This window comes from Mucilaginibacter sp. 3215, assembly GCF_050433785.1.
GTDB lineage: Bacteria > Bacteroidota > Bacteroidia > Sphingobacteriales > Sphingobacteriaceae > Mucilaginibacter.
The window spans coordinates 153,524-178,610 of sequence record NZ_JBNPWO010000007.1 but is presented as its reverse complement, the minus strand read 5'-3'; the positions used below and the strand labels follow the sequence as shown (position 1 = coordinate 178,610).

The following is a 25,087-nucleotide window of genomic DNA, read 5'->3' as shown; positions in this document are numbered from 1 at the left end:
TTACCAAAAACGCAAAATGTTTTAAAATTCCGTTATTCTTTCCAGGGCGAATGCAGGATACAATCGCAAAAGTTTTTTCGGTGAAAATTAGGGATCATATAAGCACAAACATCGGCCTTAATATTGCCAAAAGTGGTCTCGGTTTTATGCTCAAACCCTCCGAAAAACGTTGGGATGATCTTCTTTTTAAAATCATTGCGCGGAAATGCGGTAATGATCTCCTCCCTGTTGGCATCGCTTAAATTTTCATAACCCTCGCCCATAACGTCAAGCCCAACGCCCGAATACATCAGGGCAACTTCAGGCTCTTTATACTCGGCTACGCCAATGGTGGTATGTAAGGCAATGGTATCCCACACCAGTTGAAGCTGATCTTTAGGCAAACCATAGCTTGTTAAAAAATCGCGGGCGGCATTGGCTCCATCTACCTCAAAACGTTTATCGGGGCTGCTGTAATGAGGTGTTAAGCCCAGATCATGAAAAATGGAGCTTACAAACAGCAATTCAGGGTCATATTTTAATTGTTTGCGTTCGCCGTTGAGAGACGAAAAGATAAATACCCTGAGTGAATGGTTATAAATAAATTCGGTGCCGTGCTCTAATAAAAGTTCGGTGGCGTGATTAGCGATAGCGCTGTCGGGAATGGCGATTCCGGCTATGGTTTTTACTTTGTTTATTGACATGATTTTAATGGAATTAATACCCCTCAAAATTATGCCGGTTCCGCACGCTAAAAATGTTAAAACCGGTTAATCACATGCCAATATGTACAAAGTGTGAGCGGTACTGATAGGGTGATACCAGCGTATTTTTTTTAAAGAAATGGCTGAATTGCTCGGGTGTTGAAAAGTTAAGGTAATAGGCGATCTCCTTTACGGGCTTTGCCGAAAACTGCAGGGAGCGCTTCGCTTCTGAAATTAGCTGTCCGTTAATGATGTCTTTTGCGCCCTTGCCGGCACAACGGTTGCATAGCTCGGTAAGTTTTCGTGTTGAAATTCCCATTTGCCTGGCAAATTCAGCAACCTCATGCGTGTTTTGATACTGGCGACTAACCAACTCCAGGAATTGGCGGTAAAGCTGGTTATCATGACTATCAAAGCCTTTGCTAAGTGAGGCATTTATATTGGCCGTTTTGATCATGATGATCTTTAGGTATGCCGCCATAGCATCCGGCTTATTGATGTAGCCAGGCTTAAGAAACTCTATATGCAACGTTTTAAAAAGTGGATCAATTTCCTGTATATCATTGGCTGTTAATGGGATTTGCTGGTTATCTGATGCATTGTTGAATAATACAGCTTTACAATTGCTGGCGCTTTCCGGTGTTTTTTCCCAAAAGCAATCGCCAAAACAAATGGCATATCCGGTTAATACAGCATCGGCAGAAAAGGTAAACAGCTGGCCTTTTGCTATCAACAATAATTGATTACCGGTAACAGGGTAGGAGGAATCATCAATAACAACCTGGCCCGAACCTGAAGTAATTAAAAATATCCGGTTATAAGTAGCCCTGTGCACCCTTTGATCATCGAAATGCTGTTCGTCCCAGTTTTCTACAGAGAAAGATTCTTTGATATCCCTATCGGCAATGATATTCAGTAGTGCGTTTGCTGATTTTTTCATGGGTAGCTGCTTTTACAAATTGCTTAATTTAAAATAACCAAGCATGGTCTTATCTTCAGGAATATCGGCTCCCGGAACAAGTTCGATCTGGTATTGCCCTTTTTGAGCAGGACTAAGGATGTCTTCTACATTATAAATATCATCAACATCAACGCCATATTTGTCGTCAATGTGTGAGTTGGCACCTTTAAAATGGTTCTGCTTAAAGAAAAATGTTTCTTTGGCATTTTTTGATGCTGCTGCAAAATCATTTTGAACTGTGAGCACTACGTAATGCTGCTCTTCAAATTTATCGGGCTGATAGCCTCCAAGGTTGATGAAGAATAATTTACTGCTTTGAGAATTATTATCGCTCCGTGGAGCAATCCTGACAGCATAACCATCAACTGTATTTACCTCACGCCATGCATCAATATGGATCTTTTCAGCCCCGGGCCAAAACGCGCGGATCTCTGGTACAAGGTCACGGAGAGATGAAGCTATCCCAAAGAATATATCATGTTGTTCAATGTGTCTGCCGGGTGGTTTGCATCCCAGCATAAGCATAAACAGTTTAAGGGTTTCCATGGGTTAAAGTTAGTATAAGCTATAAAACGAAATTAAGCCGTTTTGTCAAACAACTATCACAAAGCATTAAAGTGGTAACTTTGTTCAACGCTAACTATGTTTTTTACGTTAGTTGCTATAAATACGCATCGTATTAAAGCTATTTTGATATACATGAAAAAAATAATTTGTTCAATAGCCGTGCTGTTAACGGCTTGTTTCTCTGTTTTTGCATCAACCCCTAAAAAACGTTTGGATACAGCCACCTTCGCTACCGGTTGCTTCTGGTGTACCGAGGCTAAGTTTCAGCAGCTGAATGGTGTTGAAAAAGTGATCTCAGGTTTTTCTGGTGGGCATGTGGCTAATCCATCTTATGAACTGGTTTGCACCGGCACAACCGGCCATGCCGAAGCCTGTAATATTATCTATGACCCGGCTAAGATCACTTATGATGAATTGCTGGCCGCTTTTTTTGTAGCGCACGATCCGACACAATTAAACAGGCAGGGTAATGATGTAGGTACGCAATATCGCTCGGCCATATTTTATCACAATGCTCAGCAAAAGCAAAAAGCTCAATATTATATCAGTAAACTGAATGCCGAAAAAGCTTATAAAGATCCGATAGTAACGCAGATAGTTCCATACAAAGCTTTTTACAAGGCCGAAGATTATCATCAAAACTATTTTAACCAGAACGGCAGTCAGCCTTACTGTAAATATGTGATCCAGCCCGAACTGGAAAAGTTTAAAAAAGTGTTTAAAGATAAACTGAAGCAATAATGAAAGTGGCATATATGATAGCGGCACTATTGTTTTTAACAACAGGCGTGTTTGCGCAGCAGGCAAAAACAATAAAGGGGCACGAAAACAATCCTTATTATTCCAATACCGATACCAAGCATTTAAATGTATCAAATGCCGAGTGGAAAAAGATCCTGCCACCGGCTTTGTATGCTACAGCAAGGGAGCAGGAAACAGAGCGTGCATTTACCGGTAAATATTGGAACAAGGATACCAAAGGCACTTACTATTGCGCGGTATGTGGGAACAAGCTTTTCCGTTCGGATGCTAAGTTTGCCAGCGATTGTGGCTGGCCAAGTTTTTATGAGCCTGTACGCAAAAACAGTGTAATCTATAAGGAAGATAACTCGTATGGTATGCAGCGCACCGAGGTGATCTGTGCCCGCTGCGATTCGCATTTGGGGCATATATTTGATGACGGTCCGCCGCCAACGCATAAACGGTTTTGCATGAATTCTGTGTCGCTTGATTTTGTGCCTGAAGGGTTTGGGTTGTAGATCGTTTGAAACGTTAATTTTCTGTTTCATTGCCGTGGACTTTAATGTTGTGCAACAGTCACTTTAGTCAACGGCAATGAATTTTTTTAATGATCGATATAAAAAATCATTGCGCTTTGAATTCGCGGCTTTTCGCACATCAATTTATCATCTAAAGTCATCCACAAGTAAAGCTGCAATATTCCATGCGCCGCTCAAAACAAGTATGAATTAACTTGTGTTATCCACCAACAACCAAGCAAATTACTTATGGAACTGCAAAGCCTGAAAGATATCGCAAAACAGCTGATGGCCGGTAATAAAGGCCTTTTAGCAATGGACGAAAGTACCGCAACCTGTAACAAACGTTTTAAAGCGCTCAATATCCCTCAAACGGAAGAATACCGCCGTAAGTACCGCGACCTGATCGTGAACACGCCGAGGCTGGAAGAAGCCATTAGCGGAGCTATTTTGTTTGATGAAACCATAAGGCAAAGCACTCCGGACGGTAAACTGTTTGTCGAGATCCTGAAGGAGAAAGGAATTATCCCGGGTATTAAGGTAGATGAAAGCGCAAGGGACATGGACGGTTTTCCCGGCGAAAAAATAACCGAGGGCTTGGATGGTTTACCGGAGCGCCTGGCCGAATATTATAAAATGGGCGCTCGTTTTGCCAAATGGCGTGCTGTTATAACCATAGGTGAAAATACTCCAACAAGTGGAAGCATCAAAGCCAACGCTTTTCTGTTGGCCCGCTATGCGATTATTTGCCAGGAGGCAGGCATTGTGCCCATTGTGGAACCCGAAGTTTTAATGGATGGCGATCACTCACTTCAAACCTGTGCCGATGTAACCAATGAGGTTTTACACGCTGTGTTTAACCAACTGTATCAGCAAAGGGTAAATTTTGAAGGTATGATATTAAAACCTAATATGATAGTTCCCGGAATTAAGGCTGCGCAGCAGGATAGCGCTGATGTGGTGGCCGACGCTACAATCAATTGTTTTTTACGCTGTGTGCCTGCGGCTGTCCCCGGTATCGCTTTTCTTTCTGGCGGGCAATCTCCCGAGTTGGCTTCCGAACGGTTAAATGCTATGCATGTGCGCTTTAAAGGCAAAATGCCATGGGCTTTAACATTTTCATACTCCCGCGCTGTACAACAACCGGCCCTTGAAAAATGGGGTGGTAAGGACGAAAATATTGAAGAGGCCCAAAGATTATTATATGAACGCGCGCATATCAACACCATTGCCCGGGATGGCAAATATACGCCGGAGTTGGAGAAGCATCCGGTAGCATAAAACAAAAACGCCGCCTTTTTCGGACGGCGTTTTTGTTGGGTTGTTTTTATAGCCCCTTAACTTTACAATGGGTATAGGTGGTAAAACCTAAAAAGGTATTGTCTATAGGGACGCCAAGCGGTGCTTGCAAACTCCTCAGATATTTTAAGTTACCGGTATCGTAGTAACCATAGGCAACTTCAACGCCCGGGAAAATCCTGCTGTTTAAGTTACAATAGTCGCAGCCCGTTTTTTGTTCGTAAGCTTTCCGCATAAAATCGTAGCCAAGGCTGATGTTTTTATCGCCGAGTTTCCATAAACTATTATCTCCCTGTATTTGGGCAATAGCAGCAGCATATGCGTAAGCTGTTAACGAATATTGGTAATGTACGCAGTCTTTACGTACGCAAAGCTCGGGCAAAGTTCCATCCGGTTGAATGATGTTTGGCAATTCTTTTACCAGCAAATCGTACCCAGTCCGATAAACCGAATCCTGATCTAAAAACACACCGATAGCCATCTTTGCATATCCTGCAGAGGCATCCCAGTTGTTTTTATAATCGGGGATCTTGTTGATGTAATCATCTTTTACGTTGATAAGATATTTACTGAATTGTTGAATATCAGCAGCAGCCCATCCGGCAGATTTACCCTTTATCTTATAATATCTGATGATCTCGGCAGCAGCAACAAAGCTTGGTGTTGTCCATGATGCTTCCAGATCGGGCTGGTTGGGATTGGTTTTTCCTTCAAGCAAGCCATAATCCTTAAAGGCATAAGCCCAACCGTTCAGTAAACCGATTGCCTTTTTTGCATAATCGGAGTTACCAGTGGCGGCCCAGGCCAGTGCGAAGGCGTAAACCAGTTCACAATCCTTCCTGATCTGGGTTTTTGAAGGTGAAGTAGCCCCATTTGAACCAACTATAATGGTTGACGGGAACGAAGTGGGGTTTTCATGATCTTTAATAAAATCCAGCACTTTTTGATAGGCTGCGGTGCGCATGGTGTCACCTGCTTTCAGTTGTGCGCTGATGAGGTCCAAACTGGCCCTGGTATTTAAAATACCAGGGTGCACAAATCTGGTTTTATTGTTTTCCTGTGCCTGCAAACTAAAGCTAAAGAGCAGCAACAGGAATGTAAATAAGGCCGTTTTATTATATCTCATCCTCAGTCTACTTATCCAATCCGCCCCGGCGCGTTGCCTTAACCTGTGCCGGCCATTTAATGCCTTCGGTTTTAGTATTAACGGTTTTTTGTGGATCTTCACTTGCCATGTAAGCCATGATGGCGGCTAAAATGGCGTTGTTTTTCAGATCGTCAAAAACAACTTTGTCATAGGTGTCGCGGTTAGTATGCCAGGTATATGACCCGTACGACCAGTTAAGTGAACCCAAAGAAAAGCCAGGCGCACCAACAGCTACAAACGATGCAAAATCAGACCCGCCACCGCCGGGCTGACCAGGAAATACAGTTTTGATCCGGTTTTTGATCGTATCCGGTACAGCGGCAAGCCATCTGCTTAAATAATCCTTAGCTTCCACAAAGCCCTGGCCGGTAAGGTTTACCACGCGGCCGGTGCCGTTATCCTGGTTAAACAGGGCTTGCAGATTGCTAACAATTTCTGGATGGTCTTCAACAAAGGCACGTGAGCCGTTCAGGCCTTCCTCTTCGCTGCCCCAATGGCCTACCAGTATGGTACGTTTTGGATGCGGATAGAATTTTTTAAGCAGGCGCATCGCTTCCATCATGGTTAGGGTACCTGTACCGTTATCGGTAGCACCTGTGCCGCCATCCCAAGAATCAAAGTGTGCGCTCAACATTACATATTCATTTGGTTTTTCGGTGCCTTTTATCTCGGCAATGGTATTAAAGGTTGGCACTACGCCTAATTCTTTTGATTCACAATGGATGCTGATCACCGGCTTGTTGCCCGATTCGCTCAAGCGGTAAAGCATACCATAATCTTCTAATGCAATATCAACCGTAGGGACAATTTTGGTATAGGCAGCAAAGATCTTATCAACCCCAAAACCTGCCGACCAGTTATTGGTCAGGATACCTGCCGCGCCGGCATTTTCTAATGCTATGGGCAAAGTTTTATTGGTAAACCCGGTTTTGCTAATGCGTTTTTTCCATGCATCGGTTTGGGCGGTGCGTTCGGCTTTCATTTTATCAAATGATTCTTTCAACGCAAACTCTTGCCAGTTATAATCGGGCCTGCCGGTTGGTTGAAGCATGGAGATCATCACAAATTTACCTTTAACATTAGGCAGCCATTGCTGAAAAGCAACCGAGTCAGCCACATCCGGTAGAATAATCACCTCAGCAGTAGTGGTTTTTTTACCCATGCCCGGGCTCCATGCCAGTTGCATGCCTTCTAAAGATTTTACCCTCGGCGATACCATGTCAATATGCGAGATCCCGCGTTCCCATCCGCGCCATTCGCCCCATTTTTCATTTTTAGCCTGGATATCCCAGCTTTTGTATTTGGCAACGGCCCAATCGTTAGCCTGTTTCATTTGGGGAGTACCAACCAAACGGGGGCCAATACCGTCAAATAGTTCATGTGCCAGTTTTTCCAATTGTGAATTGCTGGTTTCCTCGGTCATGATGCTGTTTATAACCGGATTAGTTGATTGTGCCCGAGCGATGCTGCTGCAAAGCAGCATGCCAAGTACAAGGGGCTTTGCCTTGTTCCAAAGGTTGTTGCAGGTATAATGGTAAATATGTTTCATAAGGTTAAAAATATAAAAAAGCAGGCGAGGTAATACGTTTTATCTTAAATGATTATTGGTAAGTAACATAATTATTGCAAAATGTTGAGTTGTTGATATGTTAAAATTCAATAGAATTTGTTCCTGGAGGTTAAATTATTGTTATAGAATTAACAGTAGGTTTACATGTGGCCGATTCCTTTGTAAGACTAATCGATCACTTATTAAATGAAAAAACAATTCCTTAGCGTCATCGCGGTATCCGCGGCGATCCTTTCTTCCTGCCATGATGATAATAAGATAAATCCTTTCGGCTATCCTGATGTGGCCGAGGCGCAAAACCCGGCTATCCTTTTCACCACTGCTGATGGTGTAAAGGTCTATAACGGCGGCTTTGGATCGGCAGTGGCAGCAGATCCAAACCAGAAAGATGTATTTTACATGCTTACCGACCGTGGTTCAAACGTTGCCGGGCAGACAGCCAATTCCATCATCATCGGTAAACCGGATTTTGATCCGCAGATAGGTAAATTCAGGTTAAAGGATGATAAACTGATACTGGAACAAACCATAGAGTTAAAAAACGCTAACGGAGGAAAATTAAATGGTTTACCAAACCCCGCCGGAATGGGAGCTTCGGGCGAAATTCCATTTGATCTGAGCGGAAATCAGTTATCTCCAAGTGCTGATGGTATTGATTCGGAAGGTTTGGTTTTAGCGGCCGACGGTACTTTTTGGGTAAGTGATGAATACGGTCCGCATATAGTACATTTTGATGCCGGCGGCAAAACCATCGAACGCATTAATCCTTTCGGCACCGGAACTGGCGGCCGTAAAATTCCCGCGGTATTTGCCACCCGCAAAGCTAACCGCGGTATGGAAGGGTTAGCCATAACACCCGATGGCAAAACACTGGTGGGCATGATGCAATCGCCAATGTATAATCCATCTAAAGCAAAGGTTGCTAATTCAACTGTATTGCGCATCCTTACCTTTGATATTGCAACGGGCAATACAAAACAGTATGCTTACCTTATGGATAATACTTCATTAACAGGCGTTAGCGATATAACAGCTGTTAATGGCACCACATTTTTAACCATTGAGCGCGACGGTAAGTTCGGAGGTGCACCTACCGATCCCGCTACGTTCAAAAAAGTATTTAAAATAGATATCAGCAATGCTACCGATATCTCCGATCCTGCAAACGGTGCCAACGGCAAATTATATAACACAAAAACTGTTGAAGAACTTAATGATTTAGCCGGTTTGCAGGCAGCCGGTATTACCCCGGTTACCAAAACACTGGTGCTCGATTTACTTAAAGATTTGCCAAAGGTATACCCCCATGATAAAGCCGAAGGTTTGGCTTTATTACCCGGTAATATCCTTGCTATATCAAATGATGACGATTTTGGTGTTGTTGATAACGGTAAAAATGGTTTTGCAGCTAAAATCCTACCTGCAACCAATTCGGTTGACAGGAACAGGATTTATTTTGTGAAGCTAAAATAAACAGCAGCTTTAAATTTAGGAGGCATTCCGGTATTAACCGGGATGCTTTTTTATTTACGGTAAATAATATAGCCAATACGCCTTATCGAAAGCTATTTTCCCCGGAGAATTATTTTCAATTTCAATGGAAATTGTTGTTAAAATAACATTTATAAACTGAGCAATATTTAACGTTAACGGATACTATTTTAACAAGATTTTGCTGGTTTATTGCATGTTTTTGTCTTTATTGTTTTTTAAGATGTTGATTTATAGTTTTTTAATTTAAAATTAAGCGTTTTTTGCTTGTGTTAAAATAATACAAAAAACTACTCATATCGTATTACAATCGATTGTTATGTCTAACTACATTTACTTAGCATATAATCTCTCCTGGCAATAATTGTTAAAAAGTGATTATATGCGTTAAACCAATTTTAACAAATTAAAGTAAAACGTATGAGAGGAAAACTACGTATCAAAAAAGTTGTGGCCTTATTCTGTACAAGTTTATCATTTGTGTTGATAAGCCTGTCGGGGCAAGCCCAAAGTAAATTGATTACCGGTAAGATCACCGGTTCGGACAACGGACTACCTTTGCCGGGTGTTACCGTTAAGATAAAAGGGAGCACGCAGGCTGCGGGCTCAAAGGCCGATGGTACCTACTCAATAACCGCCGGTAACAATGAAACACTTGTTTTTAGCTTTGTTGGCTTCTTAAACCAGGAAGTTGCCATAAACGGCAGATCGGTTATTAACGTATCGTTAGTGCCTGATAATAAAACACTAACCGAGGTAGTTGTTGTGGGTTATGGTACTACTAAGCGTAAAGATTTAACCGGGGCTATTAGTTCAATCAACGCCGATCAGGTAGGTAAAGTACCTGTGACCAGCGTTGATCAGGCTTTGCAAGGCCGGGCAGCGGGTGTACAGGTTACTAATAATGATGGCGCACCCGGTAGCAGCGTGAGTGTATTGATCAGGGGGGTAGGTAGTTTGGCTACAAATGGTAATGAGCCTCTATATGTGGTTGATGGTTACCCGATCAGCGGAGGCTTAAATAACGTTAATCCTAATGATATAGCTAATATTGATGTGTTGAAAGATGCTTCGGCAACAGCTATTTATGGTGTTAGGGCAGCAAACGGCGTTGTCATCATTACTACAAAAAAAGGTCGGAAGGATGGTGGGGTGCAGGTGTCGTTAGATGCCTATGGTTCATTGCAATCAAAACCAAAAAAGTATAAAGTTCTTAACGCTCAGCAATGGGCAACCCTGGCCAATGAAGATCACGCATCTGAAGGTAATTTTACAGAATTGCCTGAATGGGCAAATCCTTCGGCATTAACCAGTGTTGACTGGCAGGATGCAATTTATCGCCAGGGGGCAAAACAGAGCTACAACCTTGGTATACGCGGAGGCAACGAAAAAATTCAATCTGCCTTTTCAGCTGGTTATTATGACCAAAAGGGGATTGTTTTAGGTTCATATTTTAAGCGGTTAAACCTGGGTATGAATATTGATTATACCGTAAGTAAATGGCTTAAATCATCTACCAGTGCTAAGTATTCAAGGCAGGATCAAAATAATCCATTTGGTTCAGGATCATTGCAGCAATTAACCGAGCTTATCCCCACGCTTGATGGTGGTAATAAGTTAACCAACCAGATAAAAGACAAAAATGGGAACTATGGTTTTTATAACCCGATCAATATTTATACAAAAAGCTGGAACAATCCATTATATACTATTGAAAAAAACGATTATAAAAACCTAAATAATTACCTTTTGGCAAGTAGTTCATTAGAGGCTACTATTATAGACGGGCTTAAAATCAAAACCAATGCGGGCCTAAACGTAAGCGACTATTCAGGGTACTTCTTTCAACCGGAAGACCTTCGCTGGCAGGAGCAATATGGTTTAAGCGGTGCTAATCAAAATTCTGTTTATTCGCAAAGCGCTAATAACACTTTTGAGTGGTTATGGGAAAATACCATATCGTATGATAAAACCTTCGGAAAGCATGCTATTAACTTTGTTGGTGGTGTTTCAGCACAATCAAATACCTACCGGTATATGACAGGTACCGGAGATAAATTGATCAATAATGCCCTTCGGGATCTGGCGCAGGTTAACGATCTTGTTGTTACAGGCAGCCAGTATACAACAACTTTTGCTTCACAATTTGGACGGTTAATCTATAAATACAATGACAAATATATTGTAACAGGTACCGTTAGGCGCGATGGTTCGTCGAAATTTGCTAACGGGCATCAATATGGTGTATTCCCTTCGGGTTCCGTAGCCTGGAAAGCTAAAGAAGAATCATTCCTGAAAAACGTTGCATGGCTGTCTGATCTGAAGTTCAGAGGAGGGTATGGCGAAGTTGGTAATCAGGGCTCTATTCCATTATTTCAATATAATGCCTTATATTCATCAGGTGGTGCAGCTACTACCGGCACAAACGTGGGCTATCCATTTGGTAAAAATGGTTCGTCAGGAGAGGTTTATCAACCCGGTTTGGCACCAACACAACCTGCCAACCCAGACCTGCGATGGGAAACTGATTACCAAACTGACATTGGTATGGATGCTGCCTTCCTGAATGGCGCGCTTACCTTTACAGTTGATTATTATAACAGGAGATCGAAAGACTTTTTGTTAAACCTTCCTGTATCGTCACAAACTGGCTTTAGCCAAAACCTGGCCCAAAATGTTGGTGAAATCAATAACAAAGGTTTTGAATTTGCCGTAAACTATAACCATACTGTAAATGATTTCAGGTATGGTTTGGGTTTAACCTTTACCACAGTTAAGAATAAATTAGTTAGCATTAACAAAAGCTTAACCTTTATTGATAACCTTACCACGGTTACCGGTCTTAACGGTAATGGCTGGGGCCAATTCAGCGAAACCAATATCGGGCAGGCTGTAGGTGAATTTTTTGGTTATAAATCGCTGGGGATTTTTCAGTCGCAGGCGCAAATTAATGCTTTAAACGCCGCGGCTGCAGCTAAATTCCCAAGTAACCCATATTACTGGAAAAGCGTTACCCAACCCGGAGACCGTTACTATGCGGACACTAATGGCGACGGACAGGTTACCCCTTCAGACAGGACAAGCCTCGGTAGTCCGATCCCTAAATTTTATGGCGGTTTAAACCTCGATTTTGCCTATAAGGCATTTGATCTTAACGCATACTTCTACGGCTCTTACGGAAATAAGATCCTGAATTATCAGCAAAGGACGCTTGAAAGCTTTCAGGCCCCGGGTTTTGTTGGTGTTGAAAACGTAGGTTACGATTATTATGTTAATCACTGGACTCCAAGTAATCCATCAAATCGTTACGCAAGGCTTACATATAATGATGATACCAGCGCAAATAATGTACCATCAAGTGTGTATGTTGAAGATGGTAGCTATCTCCGTTTAAGGAACCTTACCCTGGGTTATACATTGCCGTCTGACGTCACCAAAAGGTTAACCCTATCAAAAGTGAGAATTTACTTTTCTACCCAGAATTTGTTTACTATAACCGGGTATAAAGGTCTGGATCCTGAAATTGGCACAGCTAATGGAAGTGCAACAGCATCTGGTATTGATGCGGGTAATTACCCTTCATCTAAGTTTTATACACTTGGTTTAAATGTAACTTTCTAATTGGGCAGCGATAAAACAGTAAAGAAATGAAAATCAATAAAAAATATATCACACTAATTGCTCTCGGTGCCACACTTATGGTTCCATTGAGCTGTAAAAAGAATTTTCTTGACCAAACAAGCTATACACAGCTCACTAAAGATGCTTATTTTAATAAAGCATCTGACGGTATAGCGCTTGTAAACTCAATTTATGATACCTATCAAAATGCCGACTTGCTAAAAAAGTCGATCTGGTATTATGCTAACTTTCAAACCCATGATTTTTTTAACTGGGGAAATGACCGCTTTTATAATTACTACGCAATAACTACAGATTTTGGCCCGATCAGGACTTTTTGGCAACGTGCTTATGTGGGTATATCTCGGGCTAACTCTGCAATTGAAATCATTCCCGAAATGAAAGCCAAAGGAATTCTTGACGAAAGTTTAGCTAACCGATTGCTTGGTGAAGCCTACTTTTTACGCGGAATGACCTATTACTACCTGGCGGGTAGTTTTGGCGGTGTGCCACTGGAGCTTAAATCAGTAACTGATGGTTTAACCGCAAGAAGTACACAAGAGCAAGTATTTGCACAGGTAATTGCCGATACCAAGCAAGCGGCAACTTTATTACCATGGAGGGAAGATTTGCCGGCTTCCGAACTTGGAAGGGCAACAAAAGGTGCTGCTTTAGCTTATGAAGGTGCCGCGCAAATGTGGAATAAAGATTACGCCGGTGCATTGGCAAACTTTAACCAGTTGGATGGGCATTTTTCACTGATGCCTAATTTTATAGATGTAAATGAATACAACCATCAAAATAATGCTGAGTCGATATTTGAGGTGCAGTTTACAGTAGCAGGCACCCAAAGTTGGGGTGCAGGTAATGAAGTAGCCTGGATTTCGGATTTTAGCTGGCCGGAGGAGGTCTCAAACTTCGGTTATGATTATGCCAATCCGGGATTATATTATTCATATCAGGCTGGTGACAAACGTAAACTGGCAACAGTGATTGGCCCCGGCGATGAGAACATTAGTCCGGGAATTATAGGTCGGGGTGGCATTAAAGTTTATCCTTTAGTAGTAGCAGGTTTTGCGAGCTCCGATCCTAAGGTAAAAGCTAAATACACCGGGGATGACGGTAAAATCATCAATACCTGTGGTACCCATGCCAATCCATGGTATGGTTCTGACGGTGATGGCTTACGTACCGGTTTCTACTGTGCTAAAATGTGGCGCGACCCCAACCTTGATGCTAACTCCGGTAATTCAACAATTTTTGGCGCTCAAAATCAAATACTGTTACGTTATGCCGAAGTATTGCTTGATAAAGCCGAGTGCCAGATCCGTACAGGTGACGCGGCAGGTGGCCTGGCCACGATTAAAAAGGTAAGAGACCGTGCGTGGGGCGGCACTGCGCCGGCTGTAATGCAGGATGGTGCAAATTATGACGGTTCGGCTTCAAGTCCAATCACAGACCCACTGCAAATGGTTTATAGCGAGTACAGGCATGAACTTTCGGGTGAATATTCTGTGTTTTATAACCTGCGCAGGGCTGGTGTAGCTGCCGAATTCATTAAAAAAGCTTACGGTACAGTCGACAACAATACCAACATGATCCCTAACCCTAACACTGCAGATGCAAAGCTTGATGCAGATAACGGTTTAAAGCTTCATGGCTTGTATAATACATCACTTCCGGTAGGTCGTGATCTTTATCCTATTCCGCAGCTTGAGCGTGGGCTAAACCCTAATTTAACTCAAAATCCGGCATACGGTAATTAGTATATTGTTATCATTTAACAGAAAAGGCTTCTCCCGCAGGGAGAAAGCCTTTTTGTGTTAATTGTTATCTTTAAAGAATAAACCAATCCCCTAATTGATGAAGAAAATTTTATCCATCGTTATACTATGTTCATCTGCCTTATTCTCCTGTAAAAAAACTTCACTTTTTCAGCAGGTTTCATCATCCCATTCGGGTATTCATTTTAAAAATGAGATCATCGAAAACGATTCGATCAACCCGTTAGACCTGGTTAATATTTACAATGGAGGGGGCGTAGGGGTTGGCGATTTTAATGGCGATGGCCTGCCCGATTTATACTTTACGGGTAATATGGTGGCAAGCAAGCTATATCTTAATAAAGGTGATTTTAAGTTTGATGATATTACCGATGCCGCGGGTGTAAATGGCGCGGGCCGATGGGGAAGAGGTGTTGCGGTAGTTGATATCAACAATGATGGTTTACCGGACCTTTACATTTGCAACACCATTACCAAAGACTCGCTGAAAAGGCGGAATATACTATACGTTAACCAGGGAAAAGGCAACGATGGTATTCCTCATTTTAAAGATGAGGCTTCAGAATATGGTCTGGAAGCAGGCGCACAATCAACCATGGCAAGCTTTTTTGACTATGACAACGATGGTGACCTGGATATGTACCTTACAGTAAACAGCGCCACAGCAAGTTACAATCCTAATTTATTCGGTAATTCAAATTATACGGCAAATCATAGCCGGGGCAGGTTGTACCGTAACGATTGGGATGAAAAATTACATCATGGCGTATTTCATGATGTATCCGCACAGGCAGGTATTAACCTGGATGGTTACGGCCATGCAGCCACAACGGTCGATTTTAACAACGACGGGTGGAAAGACATTTACGTATCGGATGATTTTATATCAAACAATATCCTTTACATCAACAACCATGATGGTACCTTTACCAATCGCACTAAAGAATATTTTAAACACACATCCTACAACGCTATGGGGCAGGATGTTATCGATATCAATAACGATGGCTTGCCCGATGTTGTTGAACTGGACATGAATCCGGAGGACAACTATCGCAAAAAGATGATCCTCGGTCCTAATAGTTACCAAACTTATCAAAACTTTGATATTTATGGTACACAATATCAATATGTACGCAATACGCTGCAATTAAACCAGGGGCCGCGTTTAGGACAGAATGGTGCTATTGGCGCCCCTGCTTTTAGCGAAATAGGCTTTTTAAGTGGCATTGCTCAAACCGACTGGAGCTGGACACCGCTGATCACCGATTTTAATAATGACGGCTATCGGGACATGATCATAACCAACGGCTTCCCTAAGGATGTGTCTGACCATGATTTTATGACTTACCGTGAGCAGGCCTATGCCGTTACTTCCAAACAAAAAGTTTTGGATCAAATCCCCGAAATTAAGCTGCATAACTATGCTTTTGCGAATAACGGCAACCTTACCTTTACCGATGTGAGTAAGGATTGGGGCTTAAGCCTGCCTACTTTTTCAAACGGTGCAGTGTACGTGGATATGGATAATGACGGGGCTATGGATATGGTGGTTAACAATATCAACGATGAAGCTTTAGTTTATCGCAACACATCTCGCCATGATAAAAATAACCTCGATAAAACGCACTACCTGCAAATCAGCTTTAAAGGTGATAGGCAAAATATTAACGGCTTAGGTGCTACGGCCGAGATATTTTACGATAAGGATAAGACACAGGTATATGAAAATGATCCCTACCGGGGATATATTTCATCGGTACAAAGTATAGCGCATTTCGGTTTGGGTAAAGTTACTGCAATAGATTCGGTTTTGATCAAATGGCCCAATGGCAAAAGAGAAAAGCTGACAAAGCTAAAAGCAGATCAGTTAATAAAGGTTGATATAAAAAATGCTCAAGACCCTTATTCCTTTGTTCAGCCGCAAATAGCCGCGAACGCTTTATTTAAAGAAATAACAGATTCCATAGGGATCCATTATACCAACAAGGGAAGCGGTTTTCTTGATTTTAATATCCAGAAACTACTGCCGCATAAACTTTCTGAGTATAATCCGGCTTTAGCCGTGGGCGATATCGACGGCAATGGTTTTGATGATTTGATCATTGGCGGCACCGCTTACGATCAGGCGCAGGTTTTTTTCCAGATGCCCGACGGCAAATTTAACCGCCGTAACCTGTTAACAGGCAATATTAATCCTGTTCATAACTTTCAAGATGAGGGTTTGTTGCTTTTTGATGCCAATGGTGATGGCAAGCTCGATTTATATGCAGCCAGTGGAGGTTACGAATTTGCAGCAAATGGCCCTGAATACCAGGACAGGCTTTATATCAATGACGGCAAAGGCAATTTTACGCTTACCGCTGATGCTTTGCCTTCAAACCTCACCAGCAAACTTTGCGTACGGGCTTGTGATTATAATAAAGATGGTAAGCCCGACCTGTTTGTATCAGGAAGAGTTGAGCCATGGAAATACCCCAACCCGGTTTCGAGTTTTATTTTGCGGAACGATAGTGAAAATGGGCACGCAAAATTTACGGATGTTACAGCACAGGTAGCCCCGGCTTTGAAAAACATAGGCATGATTTGTGATGCCCTGTTTACCGATTATGATAACGACGGCTGGCCCGACCTGGTCATGGCCGGCGAGTGGATGCCGGTAACATTCCTTAAAAATGAACATGGTAAGTTTGTTAATACCACAGTTCAATCCGGCCTGGGCAATAAGCTGGGTTGGTGGAACTCATTGGTAGCCGGAGATTTCAGGCATACCGGCCGTACGGATTATATTGTCGGGAATTTGGGCGAGAATAGCCTGATCAAAGCCAGTGACCAATATCCTGTTTACATTACAGCTAAAGAATTTGATAAGAGCGGCATCTACAGCGCGATTCCGTCTATTTTCCTACCCGATCAAAACGGGGACAAAAAAGAGTACCCAATGTACGGTCGCGATGATATGCTGAAGCAAATGATCAGCATGAGAAAAAAGTTTACCAATTATCGCTCGTACGCTTTGGCAACTATGGATGAGGTGCTTTCATCCGAACAGAGGAGCGGGGCGTTGAAGCTGAAAGCTAATACCTTACAATCATGTTTTTTAAGGAATGATGGCAATGGTAAATTTACAGCTATCCCGCTGCCGGTTGAAGCCCAGGTATCGGTATTAAACGGTATGGAAACCGGAGATTTTGACGGGGATGGAAACCTCGATGTTGTTATCAATGGCAACGATTATGGCAGTGATGCTACTATAGGGCGTTATGACGCTCTTAACGGTTTAATGCTGAAAGGTGACGGCAAAGGCAACTTTAAGCCATTAAGCATTGTGCAAAGCGGTATTTATATTCCGGGAGATGGTAAGGCCCTGGTTAAGTTCCGCGATAAAAATGGGCAGGTAATATTGGCCGCCAGTCAGCACAAAGATGTTTTAAAAGTTTTCAGATCAAAAAATAAAACAAAAACTATCCCGGTTAAGGCCAATGATGTTTATGCACTGATTAAATATAAGAACGGCAATACCTCAAGGCAGGAATTTTATTTTGGCTCATCTTTTTTGTCGCAATCAGCAAGGTTTATACAGCTTAATGACAAAATATTAAGCGTTACCGTTTTTGATAACAAGGGTAACCAAAGGCTTGTAAATTAGGTGTTTTGCCTCCGGGTGAAATTACACCCGAAAATGATTGAAATATTTTCGTAATCGATTGCGTAAATTAATTATCTTGCGGTGCTAATGTAAGGTCGACTATGCGCCTTAGCCAATAAACCATATTATAATTAAAAATCAATGCATTGCTTTAATCAATCTCCTAAACTCTTCGGCAGAAAAAAGTTTTGGGTAGCATGTGTTTGCCTGTTGGGTTGCCAGCAACTCAGGGCGCAAAACACGGTATCACTTAATGATCTTTCTTTTTTTGATAATCCATCACCTAACTGGAAAGTAGCGGCCGACGTACAGGCTGATATTGCGCAGAATGAAGTTTTAACCCTTAAAGACGGTAACGGGATTTTGGTAAATCTGCCCGGCAAAAAGGACGCGAAAGACCTGTTTACCAAAACCACTTATGGAGATGCCGATCTTGAGCTTGATTATATGATGGCCAGGGGTTCCAATTCGGGTATTTATTTGCAGGGCCGTTACGAGATCCAGTTGTTGGATAGCTGGGGAACGGTAAACCCAAAATCGGGCGATAATGGCGGTATTTATGAGCGCTGGGACGATAGCAAGCCCGAAGGTCAGCAAGGTTATGATGGCCATGCGCCGAGGCAAAATGCCAGCCGTGCGCCGGGTTTGTGGCAGCACATGAAAATTTCGTTCCAGGCGCCGCGCTTTGATGGCAACGGCCAAAAGATTAGTAACGCCAAGGTTCTTTACATCTGGCTCAATGGTGTTTTGATCCAGGATAATGTGGAGCTTGCCGGACCAACCCGCGGAGCTTTTGATACTAAGGAGGCCGCCACCGGTCCGCTGCGTTTACAGGGTGATCATGGTCCGGTAGCTTTCAGGAATATCAGGATAACCAGTTTTGACAAGCCTCACCCTGCACTTTCAAACCTGAAATACGGGGTTTATAAAGATGGGATTATTGAGGGAGATAGTTATAAGAAACTAAAACCCGAATCAGAAGGAACTTCGCCTGTATTATCATCAAACCAGGGTAAGCTTACCAATGATTTCCTAATCCGTTATACGGGCAGTATTCAAATTAAAGAAGCCGGCGAATACGTTTTTAAACTAAATGTACCGGGTGGTAAAGGCAAGTTGCGTATTGACGGCGCCGACGCGGTTACGTTAACCGAAAACAAGGGTGAGGGCAAGACTCAGTTACAACCCGGTGATCATCCGTTTGAATTATTCTACTCAAAAACTGTCGACTGGGCCAGACCGGCTTTAGGGCTTACGGTATCAGGCCCTGGCATCCGTGAATATTTATTGAGCGATGCCAATGTAAGTAACAATGATCCTGTTGATCCTATTTTGATTAATGCAACTTCAAATACTATATTACGGAGCTTTTCTGATTTGCCCGGAGGTATCAGGGTTACCCATGGTGTAAATGTAGGCAGCCCCGAACTGTTACACTACACTTATGATCTGGATAAAGGAATGATTGTTGAGATCTGGCGTGGTGGTTTTTTAGATGCCACACCCATGTGGCATGACAGGGGCGATGGCTCATCGCGCCCGGCTGGGTCTGTACAATATCTTGGCAAACCTGTCCCTGCTATCGAAAAGCTGAGCGATGCAAATGCCGCCTGGGCTTTGGATACTGCCGGTACAGGGTACAGGCCAAAAGGCTATGTTTTGAATGCCGACGATGTTCCTGCATTTAAGTACAATATTTATGGCACTTCGGTAAATGATGCCAGCAGTGTGATGGATAAAGGGCAAGGCATTCACCGGGAAGTAACACTTGCCAATGCAGTTGACGGCCTGTTTTATCATCTGGCATCCGGCAATATCGAAACGCTGGGCAATGGATTATATGTCATTGATGATAAATCCTATTATATCCGTATTGATGATGCGGCAGGCGCCAAACCTGTCGTTCGGGATGCGGGAGGGAAGCAGGAGCTTATCATTCCTATTCAAAAGAAATTAACCTATTCTATCATTTTTTAAGCTGCCTTGATCATGAACAATACTTTAAAACAAATGATAAACAAAGGCACGTTTTTATTTACGCTTGTAATTATCGCGCTGTTAAGCGATATCAAAAATACCTTTGCCCAGGCCGAATCGCCTAAAGAAGATGACTTTTTTAAGATCATGAAAGTGCCCGCGCCTGAGGGTACTATCCTTGAAGTTGGCGGTTTGTGTACGCTGCCTAATGGCACCCTGGCAGTAACCACCCGTCGCGGAGATATTTTTATGGTTGAAAACCCTACAGGCCAGCACCCTTTCTTCCGTAAATTTGCTTCTGGCTTGCATGAGGTGCTGGGAGCTGCCTGGAAAGATGGGGCGTTGTACGTTGTTCAGCGCGGCGAATTGACCAAGCTGGTTGATACCAATATGGATGGTAAGGCCGATGTTTTTGAAACCATTTATGCATGGCCATTATCTGGTAACTATCATGAGTATAGTTTCGGGCCTAAAATAGCGCCCGATGGCTCATTCTTTGTGACTTTGAACCTCGGCTTCCCGCCCGATTGGTGGCACCCGAAAAGCTTTGTGCCTTACCGGGGCTGGGCTTTAAATATTAAGGAAGATGGCACTGTTACGCCATGGGCAGCGGGCTTGCGTTCGCCTTGCGGTATTAGTATGATTGATGGCGAACTTTGGTATTCAGATAACCAGGGCGACTGGGTTGGTTCAGGTAGTATCATGCCGATCAAAAAAGGGGCTTTTATGGGGCATCCTTCAAGCCTGGTTTGGACGGGTTTACCTAACTCGCCGCTAAAACTCACATCCGAGCAATTCTTTGCCAAAAACAACCCGAGGATAGAATTTGATAAAAACGGTCAACCTGTAAAGCCACAAGATATTGTTAATGAAAAATTTAAAACGGAGTTTGAGGCTAAAAAAGAAATCCCTGAATTACAGCTGCCTGCTGTTTGGTTACCGCATGGTATCTTAGGGATCTCCAACTCCGAAATTGTTAAAATCCCGGAAGGCGCATTCGGCCCTTTTGCCGGGCAATTACTGATCTGCGACCAGGGCCAAAGTATGGTCGACAGGGTGTTTTTAGAGAAGGTTAATGGCGAATACCAGGGCGCGGCCTGGGCTTTCAGAAGTGGTTTCCAATCGGGCATAGTAAGGCTGGCCTGGTTACCTGATGGTTCATTGGCTACAGGCGAAACTAATCGTGGCTGGGGATCTGCAGGGGAGGCCACTATGGGATTGCAGCGATTGGTATGGAACAATAAAGTTCCGTTTGAGATGCGTGCTATCCGTGCAATGCCTGATGGTTTTGAGATAGAGTTTACCAAGCCGGTTGATAAGAAAGTAGCTGAAGACATTGCTTCATACTCTGTTGAAAGCTATATCTATAAATACCATGGTGTGTACGGCAGCCCGCCGGTAAATACCGAAAAATGCCCGATAGCAGGTGTGAAGGTATCTGCAGATGGTTTAAAAGCGCGATTGATTGTGAATAACCTGCGTAAATATTATATCCACACCATCACGCTTGCAGGTATTCGTGATAAGGAAAACTATTTCAATTTAGTTCACCCAACGGCTTATTATACGTTGAATAATATCCCCGAAGGGCAAAAACTTTCCATGACGGAGGTAAGTACAGTAAACTCTGCCAAAGCTGCAGCCGCGGCCGATCTGAAAAAAGGCGTTGCCGGTAAAAAAGCTGCGGCAGTAAAATCTGCAGCTGGGTTAAACGCGGTTCCTACTTATGCCGAGGTGCAGCCGATCCTGCTGAAAAATACCTGTCTTTCGTGCCATAACGCTACAAAAAGACAGGTTGGCCCGGCTTACGTGGATGTAGCTAAACGCAAATATAGTGTGGCCGAATTGATCCAGCTGATCCGGAGCCCGAAGCCCGAGCACTGGCCAGATTATTCAACGCCTATGCCACCTATGCCGCAGGTTCCTAAGGAAGAGGCTCGTAAGATAGCTTTATGGATCAAATCGCTGGCTAAATAAAGCTGAAAGCCGAATGCTTAAAGCAAAAAGCTAAAGACCCAGTATTAAAAGTTTTCAGCCTTTAGCTTTAGGCTTTCAGCTAAACATGAATAGTTATCTGATTATTTAACCCTGATCAATTGTTTTAAAATGAAACGCAAACTTATTTTCACTGCTTTATTAGCAGGTTGTTCTTTAACAATATTCGCGCAGCAAAATGCCAAGCCGGAGGATACCGAGATCTGGTCGCCGGTGCCGGCTGTAATTACCCCTGGTAAAACTTTGGGAGATGCCCCTTCTGATGCGATCATTTTGTTTGATGGCAAAAACCTAGACGAATGGGTTGCCACCAACGATAGTACGTCAAACCATAAATGGAAAGTTGATAATAAAATTATTACGGTAGATAAAACCGCAGGCGATATCCAAACCAAACGTAAATTCATGGATTTTCAGTTGCATATCGAATATCGCATCCCATCAAACATAACCGGCAGCGGACAAGCACGCGGTAACAGCGGCATTTTCCTGGCAGCTCTGCCATGGGGAGCCGGTGGTTATGAGTTGCAGGTGCTTGATAACTATAATAATAAAACCTATGTGAATGGGCAGGTGGGCAGTTTATACAAACAAGCCATCCCCCTGGCAAACGCTTGTCGCAAACCCGGCGAGTGGCAAACCTACGACGTAATCTGGACAGCACCCCGTTTTAATGAGGATGGTTCACTGAAATCAGCGGCTCGCGCTACCGCAATTCATAATGGTGTGCTGGTTCAAAACAATACTTCATTAATAGGTGATACCCCATATATTGGCAAACCCGAATATCGTAAACATGGCGCTTCACCAATTAAGCTGCAAGCTCATGGCGATAAAAGTGAGCCGATCAGCTATCGTAATATTTGGGTAAGGGAATTATAAGAGGAAGTTTATTGCGCGGTACGAAGCAATCCCAAACTGTACAGAGACATCTGTATAGCTGCTCTGCTAATAGGGGATTGCTTCGTTCCTCGCAATGACGCATTGAATTAGCCTATGTTGTTTTGTTTAACCCTTCACCGCCCTCTTCCCTTCAATATTAGGTAGCAAACCAGTGAAAATACCTATCAGCGGCAAATAAGCACAAATCTTGAACACATAGTTGATACTGGTCATATCAGCAACTTTACCCAATATAGCCGATCCTAAACCGCCCATGCCAAAAGCCAGGCCGAAGAATAAGCCCGCTATTAAACCTACCTTTCCCGGAACCAGTTCTGTAGCATAAACTAAAATAGCCGAAAAGGCTGATGAAAGGATCAGGCCTATAAACACAGATAAAACACCGGTCCAAAACAATGACACGTAGGGTAGGAGCATGGTAAAGGGCGCTACACCCAATATCGAAATCCAGATGATGTATTTACGGCCAAAGCGATCACCCAATGGTCCGCCAAAAAGAGTTCCGGCTGCTACGGATCCTAAAAACATAAACAAATAAATTTGTGATTGCTGAATGCTTAAGTGGAACTTATTGATCAGGAAGAAAGTATAATAGCTGGTGATGCTGGCCAGGTAAAAATATTTGGAGAATATAAGCACAAGCAAAATACCCAGGGAGAATATTACCCGTCTTTTGGAAATGTTCAGAAGGGTGGATTCTTTGGCATTTTTGTTTTTTGCGTTTATGCTCAGACGTTCGGCATACCATTTGGCTATCCGCAGCAGTACCAAAATCCCGGCGAAGGCGATAAGGCAAAACCAGATCACGTTTGATTGTCCGTAAGGGATCACGATAAGAGCTGCAAGCAGCGGGCCAATAGCGCTGCCGGCATTACCACCCAGCTGAAAAATAGATTGGGCCAGTCCTTTTTTACCTCCCGATGCTAAATGTGCTACCCGCGATGACTCCGGGTGAAATATGGATGAGCCAATACCAATAAGACTTACGGCCATCAGCATAATATAAAAGTTGCCTGCAAAAGAGGCAAGCATCAGTCCGGATAGAGTGAAACCCATGCCAATTGCCAATGAATATGGTTTGGGTTTTTTATCGGTATAAAGACCTACAAATGGCTGCAAAATAGAAGCAGTAATTTGATAGGTGAAGGTAATAAGCCCTATTTGGGTAAAGTTAAGACTAAACCGTTGCTTGATAAGCGGATAGATAGACGGTATAACCGACTGGAGCATATCATTGATAAAGTGAGCAAGGCTTATCGTAAACAAAATTGAATACACAGTTTGCTGAACCAATTTTTTAGGTTCGGGGATGATAGTTGTTGGCGATGTAGATTCCATTAGTGACAGATTAAATTATAAAACATTATATCATCAGATGAATTTGGTGAAATTTTTTAATATTGATGAATTTCCATGGCTGTATTCCAGGCCTGTTTCGAATCGCAATCGAGAATGTTTTTCAGGAGCTTTTCGTGAAGGTGCTGGGTTTCGATAAAAATGCGCGTATCAGGGTGGATTTCAGTGAACCATTTTTTTAAATGTACGGCTGCCGTTTTATATAGATCGCTCAGGATCTCGTTTTTGGATGCTTCGGCAATAGCGATGTGAAATTTAACATCAGCGTCAATACACTCTTCCAATAGCCCGGCTTCGGCAGTTCTGTTCCGGGTTTCTAAATGGCTTTTCATGTTAAAAATATCCTTCTGTGAGCGGTTTATAGCAGCTTTTTCGGCTATTTTCATCTCTAAAAGCTGTCTTACCTCATCAAGGTCCTGAGAGCGGGCGCGTTTTAAACGGGCCTCCATAGGCTCGGGATTACTGGCAGTGCGTTCCACAAAAGTCCCCGCACCCTGCTGGATCCTGAGCAGGCCCGATTGTACCAGGCTTTTGGTTGCCTCGCGAATGCTTGACCGGCCAACACCAAACTCGGCCATAAGCTCCGGTTCGGTTGGCAGTTTATCATTTATTTGATATCTGCCATCGGCTATCTGCCCCTTCAGTTTCTCTGCAATCTCCTCGGCCAGGGATCTTTTAACAATCTTACTCATTTGTAAATCATCAGATGAATTGTAAAGGTATGGGTTTGTTTGGAAAATAAAAGTTATTTTGGGGTCAAAATCTATTTTTAAAAAATAATACCAATTATTAGCCTGTGTTTTCTAAAGCATTAATATATATTTA

Annotated in this window: 17 protein-coding genes; 10 read left to right on the top strand and 7 right to left on the bottom strand. The window is 43.0% G+C overall.

Annotation, left to right across the window (positions count from 1 at the left end):
- Positions 1–32: 32 nt before the first annotated feature.
- The 3 genes from ABIC84_RS14585 to ABIC84_RS14575 all read right to left on the bottom strand — a co-directional run bounded on the left by ABIC84_RS14585 (position 33) and on the right by ABIC84_RS14575 (position 2,190).
- On the bottom strand, positions 33–683 hold the full coding sequence (locus ABIC84_RS14585; protein WP_426589135.1) for an HD domain-containing protein: 651 nt from the start codon (positions 681–683) through the stop codon (positions 33–35).
- Between the two features lie 70 nt (positions 684–753).
- The gene (locus tag ABIC84_RS14580) at positions 754–1,623 is read right to left on the bottom strand and encodes an AraC family transcriptional regulator (protein ID WP_429263999.1); all 870 of its coding nucleotides are present in this window, start codon (positions 1,621–1,623) and stop codon (positions 754–756) included.
- 12 nt (positions 1,624–1,635) lie between these two features.
- Positions 1,636–2,190 carry a DUF1543 domain-containing protein gene (locus ABIC84_RS14575; protein ID WP_429263998.1) on the bottom strand — a complete coding sequence of 185 codons (555 nt, stop codon included), beginning with the start codon at positions 2,188–2,190 and terminating at the stop codon, positions 1,636–1,638.
- A gap of 153 nt (positions 2,191–2,343) precedes the next feature.
- Here ABIC84_RS14575 and msrA point away from each other — a divergent pair, with 153 nt between their 5' ends.
- The 3 genes from msrA (at position 2,344) to ABIC84_RS14560 (ending at position 4,751) form a co-directional block, all read left to right on the top strand.
- Entirely contained in the window at positions 2,344–2,952 is a 609-nt protein-coding gene (msrA, locus tag ABIC84_RS14570; protein WP_429263997.1) for a peptide-methionine (S)-S-oxide reductase MsrA, read from the top strand.
- Positions 2,952–3,470 carry a peptide-methionine (R)-S-oxide reductase MsrB gene (gene msrB, locus ABIC84_RS14565; RefSeq protein WP_426589126.1) on the top strand — a complete coding sequence of 173 codons (519 nt, stop codon included), beginning with the start codon at positions 2,952–2,954 and terminating at the stop codon, positions 3,468–3,470. The genes msrA and msrB overlap by 1 nt, the downstream gene beginning before the upstream one ends.
- A 249-nt stretch (positions 3,471–3,719) precedes the next feature.
- Positions 3,720–4,751, top strand: a complete 1,032-nt coding sequence (locus tag ABIC84_RS14560) for a class I fructose-bisphosphate aldolase (RefSeq protein ID WP_429263996.1) — start codon at positions 3,720–3,722, stop codon at positions 4,749–4,751.
- A 46-nt stretch (positions 4,752–4,797) separates the two neighbouring features.
- Here the strand turns inward: ABIC84_RS14560 and ABIC84_RS14555 are convergent, their stop codons facing one another.
- Together ABIC84_RS14555 and ABIC84_RS14550 are read right to left on the bottom strand one after the other, a co-directional pair.
- On the bottom strand, positions 4,798–5,895 hold the full coding sequence (locus tag ABIC84_RS14555; protein WP_429263995.1) for an alginate lyase family protein: 1,098 nt from the start codon (positions 5,893–5,895) through the stop codon (positions 4,798–4,800).
- 7 nt (positions 5,896–5,902) lie between these two features.
- Positions 5,903–7,465, bottom strand: a complete 1,563-nt coding sequence (locus ABIC84_RS14550) for a M20/M25/M40 family metallo-hydrolase (protein ID WP_429263994.1) — start codon at positions 7,463–7,465, stop codon at positions 5,903–5,905.
- A gap of 207 nt (positions 7,466–7,672) precedes the next feature.
- On the opposite strand from ABIC84_RS14550, the gene ABIC84_RS14545 reads away from it, so the two are divergent.
- The 7 genes from ABIC84_RS14545 (at position 7,673) to ABIC84_RS14515 (ending at position 22,885) form a co-directional block, all read left to right on the top strand.
- Complete coding sequence (locus ABIC84_RS14545; RefSeq protein ID WP_429263993.1) at positions 7,673–8,959, top strand: esterase-like activity of phytase family protein; 1,287 nt, start codon at positions 7,673–7,675, stop codon at positions 8,957–8,959.
- A gap of 438 nt (positions 8,960–9,397) precedes the next feature.
- Positions 9,398–12,598, top strand: coding sequence for a SusC/RagA family TonB-linked outer membrane protein (locus ABIC84_RS14540; protein WP_188831639.1), 3,201 nt, complete (start codon positions 9,398–9,400; stop codon positions 12,596–12,598).
- Positions 12,599–12,624: 26 nt separating this feature from the next.
- Positions 12,625–14,364, top strand: coding sequence for a RagB/SusD family nutrient uptake outer membrane protein (locus ABIC84_RS14535; protein ID WP_188831640.1), 1,740 nt, complete (start codon positions 12,625–12,627; stop codon positions 14,362–14,364).
- Between the two features lie 97 nt (positions 14,365–14,461).
- Positions 14,462–18,031 (top strand): VCBS repeat-containing protein, encoded by a 3,570-nt coding sequence (locus tag ABIC84_RS14530; protein ID WP_429263992.1) that lies wholly within the window; start codon positions 14,462–14,464, stop codon positions 18,029–18,031.
- Between the two features lie 141 nt (positions 18,032–18,172).
- A complete protein-coding gene (locus ABIC84_RS14525) occupies positions 18,173–20,008 on the top strand; it encodes a family 16 glycoside hydrolase (protein WP_429263991.1) in 1,836 nt (611 codons plus the stop codon).
- 12 nt (positions 20,009–20,020) lie between these two features.
- The gene (locus ABIC84_RS14520; protein ID WP_426589108.1) at positions 20,021–21,985 is read left to right on the top strand and encodes a hypothetical protein; all 1,965 of its coding nucleotides are present in this window, start codon (positions 20,021–20,023) and stop codon (positions 21,983–21,985) included.
- A gap of 129 nt (positions 21,986–22,114) precedes the next feature.
- Positions 22,115–22,885, top strand: a complete 771-nt coding sequence (locus tag ABIC84_RS14515) for a 3-keto-disaccharide hydrolase (protein WP_426589106.1) — start codon at positions 22,115–22,117, stop codon at positions 22,883–22,885.
- A gap of 126 nt (positions 22,886–23,011) precedes the next feature.
- On the opposite strand, the gene ABIC84_RS14510 is transcribed toward ABIC84_RS14515, so the two are convergent.
- Positions 23,012–24,244 (bottom strand): MFS transporter, encoded by a 1,233-nt coding sequence (locus ABIC84_RS14510; RefSeq protein WP_429263990.1) that lies wholly within the window; start codon positions 24,242–24,244, stop codon positions 23,012–23,014.
- Positions 24,245–24,300: 56 nt separating this feature from the next.
- Positions 24,301–24,954 (bottom strand): FadR/GntR family transcriptional regulator, encoded by a 654-nt coding sequence (locus ABIC84_RS14505; protein WP_429263989.1) that lies wholly within the window; start codon positions 24,952–24,954, stop codon positions 24,301–24,303.
- Positions 24,955–25,087: the final 133 nt, after the last annotated feature.